This is a genomic window from Skermanella pratensis, from assembly GCF_008843145.1.
GTDB classification, from domain to species: domain Bacteria; phylum Pseudomonadota; class Alphaproteobacteria; order Azospirillales; family Azospirillaceae; genus Skermanella; species Skermanella pratensis.
Genome location: NZ_CP030265.1, coordinates 3,006,527 through 3,026,353, shown reverse-complemented (window position 1 = coordinate 3,026,353; position 19,827 = coordinate 3,006,527). Strand labels below are relative to the sequence as shown.

Annotated in this window: 19 protein-coding genes and 1 pseudogene; 14 read left to right on the top strand and 6 right to left on the bottom strand. The window is 65.9% G+C overall.

Features of this window, described 5'->3' with window-relative positions; genetic code table 11:
- Positions 1–2 precede the first annotated feature (2 nt).
- The 7 genes from DPR14_RS13790 (at position 3) to gloA (ending at position 5,409) form a co-directional block, all read left to right on the top strand.
- Positions 3–581 (top strand): OmpH/Skp family outer membrane protein, encoded by a 579-nt coding sequence (locus DPR14_RS13790; protein ID WP_158045664.1) that lies wholly within the window; start codon positions 3–5, stop codon positions 579–581.
- Positions 582–643: 62 nt separating this feature from the next.
- The gene (lpxD, locus tag DPR14_RS13785) at positions 644–1,681 is read left to right on the top strand and encodes a UDP-3-O-(3-hydroxymyristoyl)glucosamine N-acyltransferase (protein WP_158045663.1); all 1,038 of its coding nucleotides are present in this window, start codon (positions 644–646) and stop codon (positions 1,679–1,681) included.
- Between the two features lie 85 nt (positions 1,682–1,766).
- Complete coding sequence (fabZ, locus tag DPR14_RS13780; RefSeq protein ID WP_246149345.1) at positions 1,767–2,180, top strand: 3-hydroxyacyl-ACP dehydratase FabZ; 414 nt, start codon at positions 1,767–1,769, stop codon at positions 2,178–2,180.
- 13 nt (positions 2,181–2,193) lie between these two features.
- On the top strand, positions 2,194–2,997 hold the full coding sequence (gene lpxA / locus DPR14_RS13775; RefSeq protein WP_158045661.1) for an acyl-ACP--UDP-N-acetylglucosamine O-acyltransferase: 804 nt from the start codon (positions 2,194–2,196) through the stop codon (positions 2,995–2,997).
- The gene (locus DPR14_RS13770; protein ID WP_158045660.1) at positions 2,987–3,808 is read left to right on the top strand and encodes an LpxI family protein; all 822 of its coding nucleotides are present in this window, start codon (positions 2,987–2,989) and stop codon (positions 3,806–3,808) included. The genes lpxA and DPR14_RS13770 overlap by 11 nt, the downstream gene beginning before the upstream one ends.
- Positions 3,805–4,977, top strand: coding sequence for a lipid-A-disaccharide synthase (lpxB, locus tag DPR14_RS13765; protein WP_158045659.1), 1,173 nt, complete (start codon positions 3,805–3,807; stop codon positions 4,975–4,977). Before DPR14_RS13770 ends, lpxB begins: the two co-directional genes overlap by 4 nt.
- A gap of 36 nt (positions 4,978–5,013) precedes the next feature.
- On the top strand, positions 5,014–5,409 hold the full coding sequence (gloA, locus tag DPR14_RS13760) for a lactoylglutathione lyase (protein WP_158045658.1): 396 nt from the start codon (positions 5,014–5,016) through the stop codon (positions 5,407–5,409).
- 76 nt (positions 5,410–5,485) lie between these two features.
- On the opposite strand, the gene DPR14_RS27435 is transcribed toward gloA, so the two are convergent.
- From DPR14_RS27435 to gltX, 3 genes are all read right to left on the bottom strand, one after another.
- Positions 5,486–5,623 (bottom strand): hypothetical protein, encoded by a 138-nt coding sequence (locus DPR14_RS27435; protein ID WP_192498945.1) that lies wholly within the window; start codon positions 5,621–5,623, stop codon positions 5,486–5,488.
- 76 nt (positions 5,624–5,699) lie between these two features.
- Positions 5,700–6,998 (bottom strand): citrate synthase, encoded by a 1,299-nt coding sequence (gene gltA / locus DPR14_RS13755; protein ID WP_158045657.1) that lies wholly within the window; start codon positions 6,996–6,998, stop codon positions 5,700–5,702.
- A gap of 102 nt (positions 6,999–7,100) precedes the next feature.
- The gene (gene gltX, locus DPR14_RS13750; RefSeq protein WP_158045656.1) at positions 7,101–8,507 is read right to left on the bottom strand and encodes a glutamate--tRNA ligase; all 1,407 of its coding nucleotides are present in this window, start codon (positions 8,505–8,507) and stop codon (positions 7,101–7,103) included.
- 85 nt (positions 8,508–8,592) lie between these two features.
- Between gltX and DPR14_RS13745 the strand changes: the two genes are divergently transcribed.
- The 4 genes from DPR14_RS13745 (at position 8,593) to DPR14_RS13730 (ending at position 12,646) form a co-directional block, all read left to right on the top strand.
- A complete protein-coding gene (locus DPR14_RS13745) occupies positions 8,593–10,701 on the top strand; it encodes a ComEC/Rec2 family competence protein (protein WP_192498944.1) in 2,109 nt (702 codons plus the stop codon).
- Positions 10,702–10,875: 174 nt separating this feature from the next.
- Positions 10,876–11,265 carry an RT0821/Lpp0805 family surface protein gene (locus DPR14_RS13740; RefSeq protein WP_343038645.1) on the top strand — a complete coding sequence of 130 codons (390 nt, stop codon included), beginning with the start codon at positions 10,876–10,878 and terminating at the stop codon, positions 11,263–11,265.
- Between the two features lie 50 nt (positions 11,266–11,315).
- Positions 11,316–11,879, top strand: coding sequence for an RT0821/Lpp0805 family surface protein (locus DPR14_RS13735; RefSeq protein ID WP_158045653.1), 564 nt, complete (start codon positions 11,316–11,318; stop codon positions 11,877–11,879).
- Positions 11,880–11,965: 86 nt separating this feature from the next.
- Complete coding sequence (locus tag DPR14_RS13730) at positions 11,966–12,646, top strand: response regulator transcription factor (RefSeq protein ID WP_158045652.1); 681 nt, start codon at positions 11,966–11,968, stop codon at positions 12,644–12,646.
- A gap of 9 nt (positions 12,647–12,655) precedes the next feature.
- Here DPR14_RS13730 and DPR14_RS13725 read toward each other — a convergent pair whose 3' ends face one another.
- On the bottom strand, positions 12,656–16,030 hold the full coding sequence (locus DPR14_RS13725) for a hybrid sensor histidine kinase/response regulator (RefSeq protein WP_158045651.1): 3,375 nt from the start codon (positions 16,028–16,030) through the stop codon (positions 12,656–12,658).
- Between the two features lie 129 nt (positions 16,031–16,159).
- On the opposite strand from DPR14_RS13725, the gene DPR14_RS13720 reads away from it, so the two are divergent.
- The 3 genes and pseudogenes from DPR14_RS13720 (at position 16,160) to DPR14_RS13710 (ending at position 18,808) form a co-directional block, all read left to right on the top strand.
- A complete protein-coding gene (locus DPR14_RS13720; protein ID WP_158045650.1) occupies positions 16,160–16,465 on the top strand; it encodes a DUF485 domain-containing protein in 306 nt (101 codons plus the stop codon).
- Positions 16,462–18,182: pseudogene (locus tag DPR14_RS13715) on the top strand (cation acetate symporter). The gene DPR14_RS13720 and the pseudogene DPR14_RS13715 overlap by 4 nt, the downstream one beginning before the upstream one ends.
- Positions 18,183–18,412: 230 nt before the next feature.
- Positions 18,413–18,808, top strand: a complete 396-nt coding sequence (locus tag DPR14_RS13710; RefSeq protein ID WP_158045649.1) for a DUF2934 domain-containing protein — start codon at positions 18,413–18,415, stop codon at positions 18,806–18,808.
- Between the two features lie 84 nt (positions 18,809–18,892).
- Here the strand turns inward: DPR14_RS13710 and DPR14_RS13705 are convergent, their stop codons facing one another.
- On the bottom strand, positions 18,893–19,339 hold the full coding sequence (locus DPR14_RS13705) for a DUF4383 domain-containing protein (protein WP_158045648.1): 447 nt from the start codon (positions 19,337–19,339) through the stop codon (positions 18,893–18,895).
- A gap of 225 nt (positions 19,340–19,564) precedes the next feature.
- Complete coding sequence (locus tag DPR14_RS13700) at positions 19,565–19,756, bottom strand: Rpn family recombination-promoting nuclease/putative transposase (RefSeq protein ID WP_158045647.1); 192 nt, start codon at positions 19,754–19,756, stop codon at positions 19,565–19,567.
- Positions 19,757–19,827 lie beyond the last annotated feature (71 nt).

The following is a 19,827-nucleotide window of genomic DNA, read 5'->3' as shown; positions in this document are numbered from 1 at the left end:
GCATGGTACGTGACCTGAGCGCCGCCAGAAAGGCTCTGATCGCCGCCGGCTTGGCCCTGGCCGTCATCACGGTCGGCCTGCCGCGCCAAGCGGCTGCGCAGCAGCTTCCCGCGACGACAGTGGCGGTGGTCGACGTCCAGCAGATCATGCAGGTGTCGGCTGCCGCGCAGAGCATACAGAAACAGCTCGACGCACAGCGCCAGACCTATCAGCGGGAAATCTCGAAGCAGGAGGAGAACCTCCGCGCCGCGGAACAGGAACTGGGCCGGCAGCGCTCCACCCTGGCTCCGGAGGCGTTCGAGCAGAAGCGCCGGGAATTCGAGCAACAGGTTGCCGATGTCCAGCGGTCGGTCCAGACGCGGAAGCGCGTACTGGACCAAGCCTTCAACGAATCCATGAAGAAGCTGCACGAAACCATGCTGGAGGTGGTTGCGGAAGTCGCGGGTGAGCAGAAGGCCAGCCTCGTGCTTGCCAAGCAGCAGGTCGTCATCGCCGAGAAGTCGCTTGACCTGACCGGATCGGTGCTCGACCGTCTGAACAAGAAGCTGCCTACGGTGGCGGTCACCGTACCCAAGAGTTGACTTGACCTACCGGGCCGATTTGGGAACAAGCAACCGATCGGAACCCAACGAAGAACGGAGCCATGCCGGACCCTCGATTCTTTACCGTCGCAGGCCCCTTCACATTGGAAAGGCTGGCCAGCATTGCCGGGGCTGAACTGGCGCCTGGAGCCGATCCCGCAGCCGAGTTCACCGACGTCGCCCCGCTGGATACCGCCGGTCCCGGGGACGTCAGCTTCCTGGACAACAAGAAATATGTCGGATCTTTCGAGGCGAGCGGTGCAGGTGCCTGCATCGTCCATCCCGACCTGGTTTCGAAAGCCCCGCCGGGAATGGCGCTCCTCGTCACGCCGAAACCTTACCGGGGCTATGCGCTGATCGCGCAAGCCTTCTACCCGGTTCCCGCCCCCAGAGCCGGAGTATCGCCCCATGCCGTCGTCGATCCGACTGCCGAGATCGGAGAGGGGACGGAGGTCGGTCCGGGAGCGGTCATCGGCGCCGGCGTCCGTATCGGCGCCCGCTGCCGGATCGCGCCGAACGCGGTGATCGGTGACCGGGTGGAAGTCGGCGACGACACCATCATTGGAGCCTGCGCGTCTCTGAGCCATTGCCTTGTCGGCAGCCGGGTCAACATCTATCCCGGCGCCCGGATCGGCACCGACGGTTTCGGCTTCGCCATGGATCCCACCGGATATGTCCGAGTTCCGCAGCTTGGCCGCGTCATCGTCGAGGATGACGTGGAGGTCGGAACCAACTCGACGATCGACCGGGGAGCCGGACCCGATACGGTGATCGGGCGCGGGTCGATGATTGATAATCTGGTCCAGATCGGGCACAACGTGGCCATGGGGCCGGGGTGCGTGATCGTCGCGCAGTCCGGTATCTCGGGCAGCACGCAGCTCGATCATCATGTGGTGCTGGCGGCACAGGCCGGCTTGGCCGGGCACCTCAAGATCGGCGCGGGCGCGCGGATCGCCGCCAAGGCCGGTGTGATGCGTGACATTCCACCCGGTGGCGAGGTTGGAGGAGTCCCGTCGGTTCCCATGAAGCAATGGTTGCGTCAGGTCGCGGTTTTGGCGAACCTGACCCGCGGGAAATCTACCCGCCTCAAGGAAGAATGACATGGAAGTAACTTCCGCCACCCAGGCGACCGACCATCAGGGCAGCGAAGAGCAGCACGGCATCGATATAGACATCCTGCGGGTCATGGAAATGATCCCGCACCGCTATCCCATGCTGATGATCGACCGTGTCACCAACGTCGTCGCCAATGTCAGCGCCGTGGGGGTCAAGAACGTCACGATCAACGAGCACTTCTTCCAGGGCCATTTCCCGCAGCGGCCGGTGATGCCGGGCGTCCTCATCGTCGAGGCGATGGCTCAGACAGCCGGTGTTCTCGTGGTGCATACTCTCGGGGCGGACGCCGAAGGCAAGCTGGTCTACTTCATGTCGATAGACGACGCGCGCTTCCGCAAGCCGATCACCCCTGGCGATACCGTCCACATCCATGTGACCAAGCTCCAGCACCGGCGCAACGTCTGGAAATTCAAAGGCGAAGCCAAGGTGAACGGCGTCCTCTGTTCGGAGGCGACCTTCGCCGCGATGATCCTGGATGAGTGAGCGACCCCCTGCCATGAGCGAGAGCATCCATCCAACGGCGATTGTCGATCCGGCGGCCCGTATCGGTTCGTCCGTGGTGATCGGCCCCTTTTGCGTGGTCGGCGCCGACGTGGTGTTGGAGGATGGAGTCCGCCTGCATTCCCACGTGGTGGTCGAGGGGCGGACCACAGTCGGCCCGGGTACCCAGATCTTTCCTTTCGCGTCGATCGGCCATGTGCCCCAGGACCTGAAATTTCATGGCGAGCCGTCGGAACTGATCATCGGCGCCAACAATCGCATCCGCGAGCATGTCACCATGAACCCCGGCACCGAAGGCGGCGGGATGGTGACCCGGGTCGGCGACAACTGCCTGTTCATGATGGCGTCCCACGTTGCCCATGACTGCATCATCGGCAACAATGTGATCCTGGCCAACAACGCGACCCTAGGCGGCCACGTCACGGTCGGCGACCATGCGATCCTGGGCGGCCTGTCGGCAGTCCATCAGTTCGTCCGGATCGGCGCCCATGCCATGATCGGCGGGATGTCCGGCGTGGAGCAGGATGTCATACCCTTCGGACTCGTGATGGGCGAGCGCGCCCGGCTGAACGGCCTCAACCTCGTCGGCCTGCAGCGCCGCGGCTTCGGCAAGGACGATATCCGCACCCTGAGGGCGGCCTATAAGCTGCTGTTCGCCGCGGAGAAGACGCTGGCCGAGCGGGTCGATCAGGTCGGCACCGAGTTCGGGGACCAGCCTGTCGTCAGCGATATCCTGTCCTTCATCCGCGCCGAGGCCTCTCGCCCGATCTGCCAGCCCCGCGCGGAGAATGCCTCCTAAGCTCGGCATCATCGCCGGGGGCGGCGACCTGCCGCTCCGGCTGGTCGAAGCCTGCCGTTCCGCCGGGCGCGAGGTGTTCGTGCTGGGGCTGGAAGGGCATGCCGACCGCGACGGCGGGAAGCTTCCCGTCGACCGCTGGTCGCGGCTGGGCGCCGCGGGCGCCATGCTCGATGCCCTGCGTCAGGCCGGGGTCCGCGACATTGTCCTGGCCGGCCGGGTGCGCCGTCCCAGCCTGGCCGAGTTGAAGCCGGACTGGCGCGCGGCCCGCCTTTTCGCCCGCATCGGCACTCGCGCCCTGGGCGACGACGGTCTCCTGAGGGCCGTGACCAGCGAGCTGGAAAGCGAGGGGTTCCGGGTGGTGGCGACACAGGATGTCTTCCGCGACCTGCTGACGCCCGTCGGCAACCTGGGGACTCATGGTCCGGACGGTCAGGCGGAAGCCGACATTGCCCGCGGGGTGGCCGTGGTCCGGGCTTTGGGCAGCCTGGATGTCGGGCAGGCGGTGATCGTGCAGCAAGGGATCGTCCTGGGTGTCGAGGCGATCGAGGGCACCGATGCCCTGATCGACCGATGCGGCGCCCTTCGCCGCGACGGACCCGGCGGCGTGCTCATCAAGATGAGCAAGCCCGGACAGGACGTCCGGTTCGACCTTCCCACCGTCGGGGCGGTCACCGTCGAGCGGTGCGCCGCCGCCGGTCTGCGCGGCATCGCCGTGGAAGCCGGGAAGAGCATCATGCTGGACCGTGAAGCCATTGCCGAGTTGGCTGACGCGAGGGGCCTGTTCATCGTCGGCCTGGAAGTGCCGCAGTGACTGAACAGGATCCTCTGATCTTCCTGATCGCCGGCGAACCTTCGGGCGATCTGCTCGGCGCCCGATTGATGGCGGCCCTGAAGCGCCGTGCCGGCGGTCCGGTCCGCTTCGCCGGGATCGGCGGGGAGCGCATGATCGCCGAGGGCCTCGACACTCTGTTCCCGCTTCATGAGTTGTCGCTGATGGGGATCGCGGAACTGGTGCCGAAGCTGCCCAACCTGATCCGGCGGCTGGCCCAGACCGCGGCGGAGATCCGCCGCCGGAGACCGGACGTGGTGGTCACGATCGATGCGCCCGACTTCTGCTTCCGCATCGCGAAGCGGCTGAAGGGGCAGGGCATCCCCTTCGTGCATTACGTGGCGCCAAGCGTCTGGGCGTGGCGGCCCGGGCGCGCGCGCAAGGTCGCCCGCGTCCTCGACCATCTGCTGGCGCTGCTTCCGTTCGAGCCGCCCTATTTCGAGCGGGAGGGGCTGCCCTGCACCTTCGTGGGCCATCCCATCGTCGAGGGGGGCGCCGCGTCGGGCGACGGCGCCCGGTTCCGCACCGCCCACGGCATCGCGCCGACGGACCGCCTCCTTACGGTACTGCCGGGCAGCCGGCGGAGCGAGATCGGCCGGCTTCTGCACGATTTCCGGGAGACGATTGCCCGCCTGGCGCTGCGCTATCCTGATCTGGTGGTCGCCGTCCCGACGGTTCCGCATGTGCGCGACAGCGTCGCCTCGGAGATATCCTGCTGGCCGGTGCGGACGATCCTGGTCGAGGGGGACCAGGACAAGTACGATGCCTTCGCGGCTTCGGAGGCAGCCCTGGCGGCTTCGGGAACGGTGGCGCTGGAACTGGCCCTGGCGCGCCTGCCGGCGGTGATCGCCTACCGTATGCATCCCGTCACCATCGGCCTGTACCGCCGCTTCATCCGCGTCAAGTACGCCAATCTCGTCAACATCATGCTGGACCGCATGCTGGTCCCGGAACTGCTGCAGGAGAACTGCACCCCGGAAAACCTCGATGCCGCCATCACGAAGCTGCTCGACGATCCCGCGGCCCGGCGGGAACAGCAGGACGGCGTTGCCGAGGTGGCGCGATGGCTGGGGCTGGGCGGTCCGCCGCCGAGCGAACGCGCCGCCGACGTGGTTCTCGCGGTCGTGAAGGGGCGGAACGGGGCGGTATAACGTTAATCAGAAGGTCAGAAAAAAGGAGGGAGACTCATGGCCAAGTTTCGCATGCTCCACACGATGCTTCGGGTCTACGACCTGGACAAGTCGATCGACTTCTATACCCGCCTGCTCGGCATGAAGTTGTTGCGGCGCAACGATTACGAAGGCGGGCGGTTCACCCTGGCTTTCGTCGGCTACGGTGAGGAGTCGGATCACACGGTCCTGGAACTCACCCATAACTGGGACCAGAGGGAACCCTATGATCTCGGCAGCGCGTACGGCCACATCGCGATCGGGGTGCCGGACATCTATGCCACCTGCAAGGAGCTGGAGGCGGAAGGGGTGAAGATCCCGCGCCCGCCCGGCCCGATGAAGCACGGCACGACGGTCATCGCCTTCATCGAGGACCCGGACGGGTACAAGGTCGAGCTGATCGAGCGGAGCTGACATGAAAAAGGCGCCCTTTCCCGCAGGGGGAGGGGCGCCCTTTCGTTGGACCTACCGGACAGAATATGCCGGCTCATCACTGCCGCAGCAGGTACCAGAGCATTCCGCCGACTGCGGCTATCAGCAGGACCAGCTTAGCCAGCCGGATCAGCCGCAGGCGTAGCGGCGGCCGGTTGTCGTTCGCAGGCGTGCCGAGATGACGCGTTCCCCGCATCGTCGCGATCGCGACAGGGGGCTTTCGGGCGGATCCATCGGAACCGCCCGAGCCGAAGTGAGGCGTGAAACGCCGGTTAGCCACGCTCGTTCAGCGGAACGAACGGCCGGTGCGTCGCACCGGTGTAAAGCTGACGCGGACGGCCGATCTTCTGCCCCGGATCCTCGATCATTTCCTTCCACTGGGCGATCCAGCCGACGGTACGGGCGACGGCGAACAGCACGGTGAACATGCTGGTCGGGAAGCCCATCGCCTTCAGGATGATGCCCGAATAGAAATCGACGTTCGGGTAGAGCTTCTTCTCGATGAAGTAATCGTCCTCGAGAGCGATGCGCTCCAGCTCCATCGCGATGTCGAGCAACGGATCGTTCTTGATGCCGAGCTCGCCCAGCACCTCGTGGCAGGTCTTGCGCATGACCTGGGCGCGCGGGTCGAAGTTCTTGTAGACCCGGTGGCCGAAGCCCATCAGGCGGAAGCTGTCGTTCTTGTCCTTGGCGCGCTTGATGAACTCGGGGATGCGGTCCTTGTCGCCGATCTCCTGGAGCATCTTCAGCACGGCCTCGTTGGCGCCGCCATGGGCGGGACCCCACAGGGAGGCGATGCCGGCGGCGATGCAGGCGAACGGGTTGGCCCCCGAGGAGCCGGCCAGCCGGACAGTGGAGGTCGAGGCGTTCTGCTCGTGGTCGGCGTGCAGGATGAAGATCCGATCCATCGCCCGCGACAGGATCGGGTTGACCTTGAACGTCTCGCACGGGACGCCGAACGTCATGTACAGGAAGTTCTCGGCATAGCTGAAATCGTTGCGCGGGTACATGAAGGGCTGGCCGACCGAGTACTTGTAGGCCATCGCGGCCATGGTCGGCAGCTTGGCGATCAGCCGATGGGAGGCGATCATCCGCTGGCGCGGATCCTCGATGTCGGTGCTGTCGTGGTAGAACGAAGACAGGGCGCCGGTCACGCCGCACAGGACCGCCATCGGGTGGGCGTCGCGGCGGAAGCCGCGCAGGAAGTAGTTGATCTGCTCATGGACCATCGTGTGATAGGTGATGGTCTTGTCGAAGGTGGCGAGCTGGTCGGGCGACGGCAGTTCGCCGTGGAGCAGCAGGTAGCAGACTTCCAGGAAATTGCAGTTTTCGGCCAGATCCTCGATGGCATAGCCGCGGTGCAGTAGAATACCCTCATCGCCGTCGATGTAGGTGATCTTGGACTCGCAACTGCCGGTCGAGGTAAAGCCCGGATCGTATGTGAAGTATCCGGTTTCGGCATAAAGCTTGCGAATATCGATCACTTCCGGACCGGTCGTGCCTTCAAGTACCGGAAAATTATAAGATTTTCCGGTGCTGTTATCAGTCAGCGTAACCGTTTTCTGGCTCATCTCGGCACTTCCTTGTGATTGCGGCCTCGGATTTCCCCGGACCGTCTCATATCAGGAGAGAATAATGCTGCAAAGCGGTCTTGGCAACGCAGCGCGTCGGCCCTAGCGCGGCTGCGCAACATCAGCAATGCGCGCGAGGGTTTCGGTTTTCCCTAATAACTCTGCAACCTCGAAAATGGGCGGGGAAATTGTCGAGCCCGACAGCGCCGCCCTGAGCGGCTGCGCCACCTTACCCAGCTTCAGACCCCGGTTCTCCGCGAATTCCCTTACTTTCGTCTCGATCTCGGTCGAACTCCAAGCGTCGAATGGCCGCAGCTCCTCGGCCAGATCGGCGAGCAGGGCAGCGCCTTCTCCAGTCACCAGGTCGGCCGCCTTGCCGATTACTTCGAGCGGCCGGGTGGCAACGTAGAATTGTGCCGAATCCGCCAGCTCGACGAGCGTCTTGGCACGTTGCTTGAGGCCCGGCATCGCCCGCGTCAACAGGTCGCGGCCCGACGTTCCGACCGTCCTGCCGAGCCTGGTCTCGATCATCGGCGTGATCAGGCCGATCAGGCGGGCATCGTCGGCGAGCCGCATGTAGTGGGCGTTCAGGTTGTCCAGCTTGCCGAAGTCGAACCGCGATGGTGACCGCCCGATTCCGCCGAGATCGAACCATTCGATCGCCTGCTCCGTCGAGATGATCTCGTCGTCCCCATGCCCCCAGCCCAGGCGGAGCAGGTAATTGCGCACCGCCTCGGGGAGGTAACCCATGTCCCTGTAGGCATCAACCCCCAGGGCGCCGTGTCGTTTCGACAGTTTCGCGCCGTCAGCCCCATGGATGAGCGGGATATGCGCGAATTCGGGCAGATCCCATCCCATGGCACGGTAGATCTGCACTTGACGGAAGGTGTTGGTCAGGTGGTCGTCGCCGCGGATCACGTGTGTCACGTTCATGTCGTGGTCGTCCACCACGACCGACAGCATGTAGGTCGGCGTGCCGTCGGCCCGCAGCAGGACCATGTCGTCCAACTGTGCGTTCTGCACCCGCACCTCGCCCTGGACATGGTCGTTTAGGACGGTCTCGCCCTCCTGCGGGGCCTTCAGCCGGATCACCGGCGCGACCCCGGCGGGCGCTTCGGACGGGTCGCGGTCACGCCAGCGGCCATCGTAGCGCATCGGCTGGCCGGCCGCCTTCTGCGCCGCGCGCATGGCTTCCAGCTCTTCCTGGCTGGCGTAGCATCGGTAGGCGTGGTCCGTCTCCAGCATCCGATGAGCGACCTCGGCATGGCGGTCGCGGCGCTCGAACTGGGAAACGGCTTCGCCGTCCCAGTCGAGTTCCAGCCACTTCAGTCCGTCGAGGATCGCCTCGACGGCCGCGTCGGTGGAGCGGGCGCGATCGGTATCCTCGATGCGCAACAGGAAGGTGCCGCCGTTGTGGCGGGCGAACAGCCAATTGAAGAGGGCCGTACGCGCCCCGCCGATATGGAGAAATCCGGTGGGCGAGGGCGCAAAACGCGTGACGACGGACATCGTAACCGCAATTCCGATCTGCACTGACAAAATGGTAACGGCTGACATAGCACATAGGGACCCTTCATGCACCCCAACCGGCGGGATGATGGTAAGACTTGCTCTGCGGGCGCTCGCCGACTGCCTCGCGGCGGAGCGCGAACGCTGGATCCTCTGGGCGCCGGTCGGCATCGGGATCGGCGTGGCCGGTTATTTCGCGCTTCCCGTCGAGCCTCCGAACTGGACCGGCGCGACCGCTGCCCTGATCCTCCTGGTTGCGGCGGTCCTGGTGCGACGCCGGGCGGTGGCGCCGCTCGCCGCAATCGCGCTCCTGACGGTGGGGCTGGGCTTCACCGCAGCCCAGATCCGCACGGCGGCGGTGACGGCCCCGGTGCTGCTGCGGGAAGTCGGCCCGGTGCCCGTAACCGGTCGGGTGATCGCGATCGACCGGCTGGAGAAAGGCGGCAGGGTCCTGCTGGGCGACCTGTCGATCCCGCGGGTGGAGGAGCAGGCGACACCCCGCCGCGTCCGCGTGCGACTGCGCGACGCCGCCCGGTTGCCGGCTCCGGGCGAGCGGGTGCGTATCCTTGCCGTCGTCGGCCCGCCTGGCGTCCCGGTTGCACCGGGCGCCTATGACTTCGCGCGGACCGCCTTCTTCGCCGGCATCGGTGGGGTCGGGTACGCGGTCGGGCCGGTGGAACGGGTGGAGCCGGTGCCGGCCGGCGCCTGGGCCGACCTCATGGCCGAAACCGAGCGCATGCGCCTCGCCATGGCCACGCGGATCGACGCTGCGGTGGGCGGAGCCGAAGGAGGCGTGATCGCGGCACTGATGACCGGCCAGCAGACGGCCATTCCCGAGCAGGTGATGGATGATTTCCGCGGCTCGGGCCTCGCCCACCTGCTGTCGATTTCCGGCCTTCATGTCGGGCTGGTGGCAGGCCTGGTCTTTTTCGCGGTCCGGGCCTTGTTGGCGCTGGTCGAGGCGGCGGCGCTGAACTGGCCGATCAAGAAGATCGCCGCGGTCGCCGCCATGGCGTCCGCGTTCAGTTACATGCTGGTGGTCGGCTCGCCCGTCCCGACGGAGCGGTCGGTCCTGATGACGGGCCTCGCCCTGGCAGCGATCCTGATGGACCGCAACCCGTTCAGCATGCGCCTGATCGCCTTCGCCGCGACCGTCGTGATGCTGAAGGAGCCCGAGAGCCTGCTGGGCGCCAGCTTCCAGATGTCCTTCGGCGCCGTGGTTGCTCTGATCGCGGCTTACGAGGTGATCAGCCCCCGTTGGACCCGGATGCGCCGGGAGACGGGTCCGGTGGGACACGCTGCGCTCCACCTCGCCGGCATCGCGCTGACGTCGGTGATCGCGAGCCTCGCCACCACGCCATTCTCGATGTTCCATTTCCAGCAGGTGCAGTACTACGGCGTGCTCGCCAACATGATCGCCGTGCCGGTCACCTCTTTCTGGGTGATGCCGCTCTGCCTGGTCGTCTATCTGGCGATGCCGTTCGGTCTGGAGCAGCTGCCTCTGACCGCCATGGGCTGGGGCGTCACCGTCATCATAGAAACGGCTCGGGTCACGGCCGGTCTGCCGGGAGCGTCCCAGCTGGTCGCGGCGATGCCCGGCTTTGCCCTTCCCTTGATGGTTTCCGGCGGATTGTGGCTGTCTCTGTGGCGGCAATGGTGGCGCCTGCTGGGCATTCCTCCGATGGCCGCCGGCCTATTGACGCTGATGCTGGACGGCCGGCCCGACATAATTGTCGACGATGCCGGCAAGCTGATGGCGGTGCGCGACGCTTCGGGCGTTCTCACCCTGTCATCGCGCACCGCCGGCCGTTTCGCCGCCGAGGTATGGCTTCGCCGGGACGGGGCTCAGGAGGCCGGCACCTGGCCACGGGAGGGCGCCGGCGCCGGCGGCATGCTGTCCTGCGACCGTTCCGGCTGCCTCTACCGCTCGAAGGGCCATACCGTGGCGCTGGCCAGGGCGAGACAGGCCCTGGCGGAGGACTGCGCGGTGGCCGACATCGTCATTTCCGCCGATCCCGCGCCGCGTGGCTGCGCCGCCGATCTGGTCATCGACCTATGGCGTTTGCGCCGCGACGGCGCCCACGAGATCCGGCTGTCACCGGGTTCCGTGCGGGTCGATACGGTCGCCGCGGATCGCGGCCGGCGTCCCTGGACCGGCACGTACGAAGCACCCCAGGCGGGCAAGGAGCGGTGACGTTTCGGCTAACTACCTCGTTCGGGTGCTGGCTTGATCGAGCCTTTTGGGTGTTTACAACTCTGACATGACGTTCAGAGGTGAATAATGCGTAAGCTCGTCCTATCGATCTTCCTGTCGGGATCCTTGCTGGCCACGGCCGGTTGCGCAGACGGAGTCGGAACGAAGCAGGGCGTGGGTACCCTCGGCGGTGCTGCGGCAGGCGGCTTGGCCGGTGCGCAGTTCGGCAAGGGCAAAGGGCAGTTGGCGATGACCGCGGGCGGTGTCCTGCTGGGCGCGCTGCTCGGCGGCGAAGTCGGCAAGTCGCTCGACAGGGCCGACCAGACCTATGCGACCCGGGCGGCCGACCGGGCCTACGATGCGCCCGTGGGCGAGACCATCCGCTGGGAAAACCCGGAGAGTGGAAACTACGGGACCGTAACCCCGATCCGCGAAGGCCGCAATACCCAGACGGGTCAGTACTGCCGCGAATTCAACCAGACGATCTATGTCGGCGGACGGGCGGAGCAGGCGACCGGCCGTGCCTGCCAGCAGCAGGACGGCACTTGGCAGATCGTTCCCTGACGCTGCCTGCCAATCGAGATCGGAGGGACCGCCGGGGAGGAGGAGACCGCATGAGAAATCCGATCGCCGTGGTCGCCGTAGCGGCGCTGGCCGCCGCGTGCACACCCTATGCCGGCGTCGGTTACGGCACCGGATACAACGGCTTCAACGTCGGAACCGGGGTCAGTGTCTCTCCCGGCGCCCTGTCCGGTGGCGCCCTGGGGCTCGGCTCGGGAGCCAAGCAGACCTTCGGGACGCTCGGCGGCGCTGCACTGGGCGGCTTCGCCGGGTCTGCTGTCGGAGGCGGGACCGGCAGGCTGGCGGCGGTCGGCGCCGGCACGCTGCTGGGCGCCTTCCTCGGCTCCGGCATCGGGGGATCGCTGGACCGGGCCGACGAGGCCTATGCCCGCCAGGCAGCGGCGCATGCCTATTCGGCGCCGATCGGGATGCCGGTGCAATGGAGCAATCCCCGGACCGGGAACATGGGTGCCGTCCGGACGACGCGGGACGGATGGTCGACCTCGGGGGCCTATTGCCGGGAGTTCCAGCAGCAGGTGGTGGTCGGCGGCAGGGTGCAATCGGCCTTCGGACAGGCCTGCCAGCAGCCGGACGGCACCTGGAGAATCGTCGGCTGATGCGGATATAGCCGATTGCTTTCGTTGTGGCGGCCGGCCCGAAATCCGATAATCGGTCTTCGGGAGCGAAACGCGAAAGAGCGGACATGCCGGCATATCGTGTACTCATAGCCGACGACCACCCGTTGATGCGGGCGGCTCTCCGACATGCCGTCGCCCAATCCCTTCCCGACACCGACCTGATCGAGGCGGGAAGCTTCGATCAGGTGATGGACATGGTCGGCAGCCGCCGTGACTCCATCGACCTGATCCTGCTCGACCTGCACATGCCGGGCATGAACGGCTTCATCGGCCTGTTCCTGTTGCGTGGCGAACACCCGGCCATCCCCGTGATCGTCGTCTCCGCGCTCGAGGACGGGATGACGATCCAACGTTCGCTGGAGTACGGCGCGTCGGGCTTCGTTCCGAAATCCGCACCGATCGAAACCATCGCCGAGGCGCTGCACGCTGTTCTGGAAGGCGGTGACTGGTTTCCGGCGATCGAGGGGGATGCGCTGCCCGAACCGGCCGCCGAGCCGGATTTCGCGGAACGCATCGCCTCCCTGACGCCCCAGCAACTCCGGGTCCTGGCGGGGATCACGGCCGGCAAGCTCAACAAGCAGATCGCTTTTGAACTCGCGGTATCCGAGGCGACCATCAAGGCTCACGTGACCGTGATCCTGCGCAAGCTGGGCCTGCACAGCCGTACCCAGGTGATCATCGCCGCCGGGCGCCTCGTGGTGGAGGCCCCCCGGGAGGAGCCGGCCGGCCGGATCTCTTCGGCCTGACGGAACGGTCTATTCCGCGGCTTGGCGGGCGCGGGCAACCAGCTGTGCCACCAGCGCCCGCAAGGCGCCGGGCCGGAGCGGCTTGCGAGCCAGCGCCAAGCCTCGGGCATCGGCCTCTTCCTGAATGGCGGGACCGTGGTCGGCGGTGATCAGGGCGGCCGGGACGGAGATTCCCAGGTGCCTTTCCAATTCGCCAAGCGCCTCTAGGCCGGTCGACCCGAAGTCAAGGTGATAGTCGGTCAGGATGGCATCGGGGATCCGCCCGCTCAATGCCGCGAGCGCGCTTCCGGAGTCCGAGGCGGTCACCACGCGGCAGCCCCATCCCTCCAGCAGGGTCGCCATGCCGCGCGCCACGGCGGGATCGTTGTCGATGCACAGGACCAGCGCCTCGCCGAAGTCCCGGCTGGGCCGCCTGGAAGGCTGGCGCCGCCGGGTCACCGCAGCGGCGGCATAGGGCACGACGATCGCGAAGCAGCTTCCACTGCCGCGCGCCGACCGAACCGTCACCTTGTGGCCCAGGATGCCGGCCAAACGTTCGACGATGCTCAAGCCCAGCCCGAGTCCCTTGCCGCGCTCCGCCGGGACATCATCCAACTGCCGAAACTCGACGAAGATGTCCTTCATCTTGTCGTCGGGAATGCCGACGCCGGTATCCCAGACCTCGATCCGCAGCCCGTCGCGGCACCGACGGCAGCCGAGCAGGACGCGCCCCGACTCCGTGTACCGGATCGCGTTCGCCAGGAAGTTCTGCAGGATGCGGCGGAGCAGGGCCGGGTCGCTGCTGACCGAAGCGGTCGAGGCTACCATGCGGAAAGCCAGCCCATGCCGACCGGCGAGCACGGTGAACTCGTCGCGGAGCGGGCCCAGCACGTCGTCGATCCGGAAATCGGCGACCTTGGCGGTAACCACGCCGGAATCCAGCTTGGAGACGTCCAGCAGTTCGCCGAGCAATTCCTCCACCGAGCGGAGCGACGCGTCGACCTGGCCGATCAGCGGATCGGCATCGCGCTCCGCCAGCGCCGAGAGGAACAGGCGGGCCGCATGGAGCGGCTGCATCAGGTCATGGCCGGCCGCCGCCAGAAAGCGGGTCTTGCTCCGGTTGGCCCGTTCGGCCTCGGCCTTGGCCGCGGCCAGATCGGACGTCCGCTCGTCGATCCGCCGCTCCAGCCCCTCGTTCGCCTCCAGCAGGGCGGCGGCCGTCCGGTGGCGCTCGGTCACGTCGGTGCAGGTCATCACGAATCCGCCGTTGGGCATCGGGTCGGCCGCCACTTCCAGCACGGTGCCGTCAGGCTGGCGCCGCTCGAACCTGCCGGAGCGGACCAGCCCGCTCCCCATGATCTGGGACAGCGGCATGTCGGCTTTAAGCAGACCCTCGGGCAAGCCGTTCAAGGCGGCGAACCGCTGGTTCCAGGTCATCACCCTGTCGTCGCGATCGACGACGCAGATGCCCTGGTGGATGTTCTCCAGCGTCGCGCGCAGTAGGTCGTGCTTGGCGAGGATCGCTTTGGAAGCCTCGTCCAGCATGGACCGGGCGGCCACCGGCGACAGGCGGCCGCCTTTCAGCATGCCGGCCACGACGATGCGGGCGGAAGCCGATCCCAAAGCTCCTGCAAGCAGGTTCTCGGTCAGCCGCACCGCTTCGGCATCAGCCTTGTCGAGCCATCCAGGCCGGCCGGCAAATACTGCGTCGGCCCTTTCGCTCCCGACATATCGGGCCGCCAGGGCATGGAGATCGGCTACCCGGGTCATCCCCCGTACGGTACCGGACTTGCCGTCGGATCGCATGGCGACGAACCGTTCCGCCTGCTGCTTCTCGACGTCCCGCTGCGGAACCGTGAGCGACAGGACTACGTAGCAGGCCATATTCAGCCCCAAGCTCCACAGGACGGAGTGGGTAAGCGGATCGGGGCCCGGCATCCCCAGAAGCGCGCGCGGATTCAGCCAGCCGAGCCCCAGGGGTCCCTCTACCAGCAAGGACGCATCCATCCAGCCGGCATCCGCCAATGACGGCAGCAGGGCGGTGTAGGTCCAGAGCGAGAAGCCTGCGGCGATGCCGCCGATGGCGCCGGCGCGATTGCCGCGCCGCCAGAGCAGTCCGCCGAACAGGGCCGGTGCGAACTGGGCCACCGCGGCGAAGGAGACGAGGCCGATCGTGGTCAGCGGGTACGCGGCACCGATCAGTCGGTGGAAACCGTAGGCGAGCGCCAGGATGCCGACCACCGCGGAGCGCCGGATGAGCAGCAGCATGCGCGCCGGATCGTCTCGCCACGCCGCCGTGCGTGGCCGCAAGCGGAGCAGGGCGGGGACGACCACGTCGTTGCAGACCATGGTGCTGAGCGTCACCGCGGCGACGATGATCATCCCGGTCCCGGCCGACAGTCCGCCGATGAAGGCGATCAGGGCAACGGTCGGCCAGCCCTCGGCCATGGGGATCGAAACCATGAAGGTGTCGGCACTGACGGTGCCGTCCGGGAACAGCAGAACCCCCGCCAATGCTACCGGCATCACGAACAGGTTGATCACGACGAGATAGAGCGGGAACAGCCTGGATGCCGCCTTCACGTCGTCGACATGGACATTCTCAACCACCGCCACATGGAACTGGCGAGGCAGGCACAGGATCGCGAAGGCGGACAGCAGCGTCATGGTCCACCAGCTCCACCGCCCCAGGTCCGGCACGAGCAGGTCGGACAGGCGGGGATGGGCCGCGACCCGCTCCCACAGGGCGCCAGGCCCCCCCATGATCGCGAAGGTGACGACCCCGCCTACGACCAGGAAAGCCGCCAGCTTGACCACCGACTCGAAAGCGACCGCCAGGACAAGGCCGCGATGGTGCTCGTTGGCGTGGATGTGCCGCACGCCGAACAGGATCGAGAACACCGCCATCGCTCCGGTCACCAGTATCACGGTGTCGGTCGAGATCAGGCGATCGCCGGCGTCGGCCCCGGTCAGGGCTTCGAAGCTGATCGCGATCGCCTTCAGCTGGAGCGCCAGATAGGGCAATACGCCGATCACCGCCGTGACGGTGACCAGCGCCGCGACGGCCTGGCTCTTGCCGTAGCGGGCTGCCAGGAAATCCGAGATCGAGACGACGTTCTCCGCCTTGGCGATGCGGATCATGCGGGCCAGCACCCGCGAGCCCAGACCCAGCATCAGGATCGGGCCGAGATATATGGGCAGGAAATCGAAGCCGCTGACGCTGGCGCGGCCGACCGACCCGTAGAAGGTCCACGACGTGCAATAGACCGCCAGGCTCAGGGAGTAGAGGATCGGCGCCCGGGCAGCACCACGGCCGGCCGCTGACCAGCGGTCCCCCTGCCAAGCGACGGCGAACAACACCGAAAGGGTTCCAAGCGACACCAGCGCAACGATCCAGGTCTCCATCACCGCCTGTCCGCACAATTATTTCGAACACTTAGACCAAGGTCGGGGCTCCCAACGGCTGATTTGTAGTATTAAACCTTGTCCACGATGAGGGCAGACATAAAGAAACAGCCTTCCGAGGAGGCCCAAATGCGACAAGAAGTGACGCATAAGATCAGAAACAATCCAAAATTTGCGGAACTAACCCAAAAGCGCACGAAATTCGGGTGGCAACTTTCCATTCTGATGCTGACGCTCTACTACGGCTTCATCCTGATCGTTGCCTTCGTGCCCTCCCTGCTGGGCGTGCCGGTCTACGGCGTGATCACGCTCGGCATTCCCTTCGGTCTCGTGATCATCATCTCGGCCTTCGCGCTGACCGGCATCTATGTGCGCCGCGCCAACAGCGAGTTTGATGAACTGAACCGGCAGATCATCGAGGAGAGCAGGCGATGAAGAGGTTTACGCAAGGAGCCATGGCGGCGGGCGGCGTGGCGGCACTGGTCGCCGCTCCGATCATGGCGGCGTCCGGCATGGCATTCGCCGCCGACGCGATCGGCGGCACTGTCCAGCAGCAGGCGACCAACTGGACCGCCATCGTCATGTTCCTGATGTTCGTGGCGGGAACGCTGGGGATCACCTACTGGGCCGCATCCAAGACCAAGACCGCGAAGGACTTCTACTCCGCCGGCGGCGGCATCACCGGCTTCCAGAACGGCCTGGCAATCGCCGGCGACTACATGTCGGCGGCCTCGTTCCTCGGCATCTCGGCGCTGGTCTACACCTCGGGCTTCGACGGGCTGATCTACTCGATCGGCTTCCTGGTCGGCTGGCCGATCATCCTGTTCCTGATCGCGGAGCAGCTGCGCAACCTCGGCAAGTACACCTTCGCCGACGTCGCCTCCTACCGCCTGCAGCAGACCCCGATCCGTACCCTCGCGGCCTCCGGTTCGCTGGTCGTCGTGGCGCTCTACCTGATCGCCCAGATGGTCGGCGCCGGCAAGCTCATCCAGCTCCTGTTCGGCCTGCAATATGCCTATGCGGTCGTGCTGGTCGGCGTGCTGATGATCATGTACGTCACCTTCGGCGGCATGCTCGCCACCACCTGGGTGCAGATCATCAAGGCCGTGCTGCTGCTGTCCGGCGCCACGTTCATGGCGATCATGGTGCTGGTCAATTTCAATTTCAATGTCGGCGCCTTGTTCCAGGCGGCCGTCGACATGCATCCGAAGCATGTCGCGATCATGCAGCCAGGCACCCTCGTGAGCGATCCGATCTCGGCGATCTCGCTGGGCATCGCGCTGATGTTCGGCACCGCCGGCCTGCCGCACATCCTGATGCGCTTCTTCACCGTCGCCGACGCCAAGGAGGCTCGCAAGTCGGTCTTCTACGCCACCGGCTTCATCGGCTACTTCTACATCCTGACCTTCATCATCGGCTTCGGCGCCATCGTCCTGCTGATGAACAACCCGGAGTTCTTCCGGCCCGGTCCCGACGGCACGGTCAACCCGATCACCAACATGATCGGCGGCACCAACATGGCGGCGATCCATCTGGCCCGCGCGGTCGGCGGCGACCTGTTCCTCGGCTTCATCTCGGCGGTCGCCTTCGCCACGATCCTCGCGGTGGTGTCGGGCCTGACGCTGGCCGGCGCTTCCGCCGTGTCCCACGACCTCTACGCGTCGGTGTTCCGCCGCGGCCGGGTCAACGAGCAGCAGGAGATCCGGGTTTCCAAGATCGCCACCGTCTGCCTCGGCATCCTGGCGATCATCCTGGGCATCGCGTTCGAGCAGCAGAACATTGCCTTCATGGTCGGCCTGGCCTTCGCGATCGCCGCAAGCGCCAATTTCCCGATCATCTTCCTGTCCATGTTCTGGAGCAAGCTGACCACCCGCGGCGCCCTGATCGGCGGCTTCATGGGCCTGATCAGCGCCACCGTGATGGTCATCCTGGGTCCGACCGTGTGGGAGAGCGTGCTTGCCCACCCCAAGGGCAGCGCCCCTTCCCCTACGACAACCCGGCGATCTTCTCCGTAACGCTGGCCTTCTTCGGGTCCTGGCTGTTCTCGGTGCTGGACAAGAGCCAGAACGCGGCCGACGAGGAGCGGGCATTCGAAGCCCAGTACATCCGCTCCCAGACCGGCATCGGGGCGGAAGGGGCATCGGCTCACTGATCTCCAATCTTCGGATGCCAAGACGGGCGTTCAACGAAACTCCCTGACCGACCAACTGAAACGCCCCGGGAAGTTATCTTCCCGGGGCATCTTGTTTGTGCCACCCTGGTGACGCCGAATTGCCGCTAAGTCCTTGAAAGCGTCGATTTTCCTTTCCAGGAACATCGTGAGGTGGCATGTGTTTTCGGGCAAAACAACCTGATCCGAAACGAGCAGACGAGGAGGATTTCATGTCGCCTGAACAGGAAGACCGGATCAAGCAGCGCGCTTACGAAATCTGGGAGCGCGAGGGTCGGCCGGACGGCCGCGGCGAGGTACACTGGCACATGGCCGTTCAGGAGATCAGGGCCGAGGATGGCTGGGTCGACGATGCCGCCGATCCTGCCGGACCGACCGACGATCTTGGCCGTCAGTTGGGCTCCGCGGAGGCGGCCCTTTCCACCGAAGCTGCCGCTCCGGAGGAGGAATCGCCGATCGAGGCAGCCCCGGCGCGCAAGCCACGCACCCGAAAGGCGGCGTCTCCCAAAGCCGAGGAAACGCCGCCATCCGAGCCGAAGGCCAAGAGCCGGAAAGCCGCCACGCCGAAAGCTCCGCCGGAAAAGCCGAAGCGTTCAGCGAAGGCCTGACGCAGCCGCCATTGCGCCGCGCCGCTCACGCCAATGGGGCGATGCCGCCCGGTCTTTCCGGTCGGCATCATGCGGCTGTTCCCTTTAGATCCGGTGCGTGGTTGTCGTCGCCGTGTTGCTGCGGCTCACCTCGGTGTCCTTGACGGCGAACCCGAAATAGGCGGCGGCAATCGCGATGACGGCATGCAGCCAGATATCATTGCCGTAAAGCGGGATCAGGCCGAACGTGGTGTTCAGTCCAGGGATGAAGCCCATGACCGCCAGTACGGCGTAGATCACGGCGACCGCCCGAGAATAGCCGCGTGCTCCCGCATAGCTTCGATACGCCGCAATGCCCCAGATGCCGAAGATGATGTGAACGATATTGTGTAGGGCATTGACCGGGAACAGGCCGAACAGACGACCGAAGTTCTCGGTCACTTCCACGTCAGCAGCCTGTTCGGGCATGTGCATCAGCCCGGGAATAAAGCCGGCGATGCCGACCAGAAGGAATACGATTCCCAAGACAAGTGAGAAGTAGCGTGTGCTCATGGCTGATTTTCCCCAAGGGTTGCACGGGACGTGTCTCGCCGCCCAACAGTGCGAAATCCCTTGGGTTCCCAAAATCCTCCGCGATCCGGCTCCGACCGGCGGCGTGAAAACCGCCACCCTTTTTCGGGGTTCAGGACTTGGTCCAGGGTCGTCGCTTCCAGGGCTGTCGAGAGCGGTGTAGGCGAACTGGGCCAGCGCGCTGGTGCCGCTCCGCAGGCCGAGCCGTTAAGGGAGGTCCGTGTGGCTGTCGCGCTGATCGGAATCGACGAAGGAGCCCGGCAGCAGCACAGGCAACTCTGGTGTCATGGGCGCCAAGATCTCAGGCGGCAGCCGTTCCCCCAGGTAGGTCGCGGCGGTGGCCGGGCGCCCGAGCAAAGTCTCGATGATGTGGTCGTGGTGCGAGTTGCCGCGTGACATGCACAGCTTCCGGACTACATCGGTATGTCCGGCAAGACGCTTCAGGCGCGTTCGGTTGTCGTCTGGCTGTT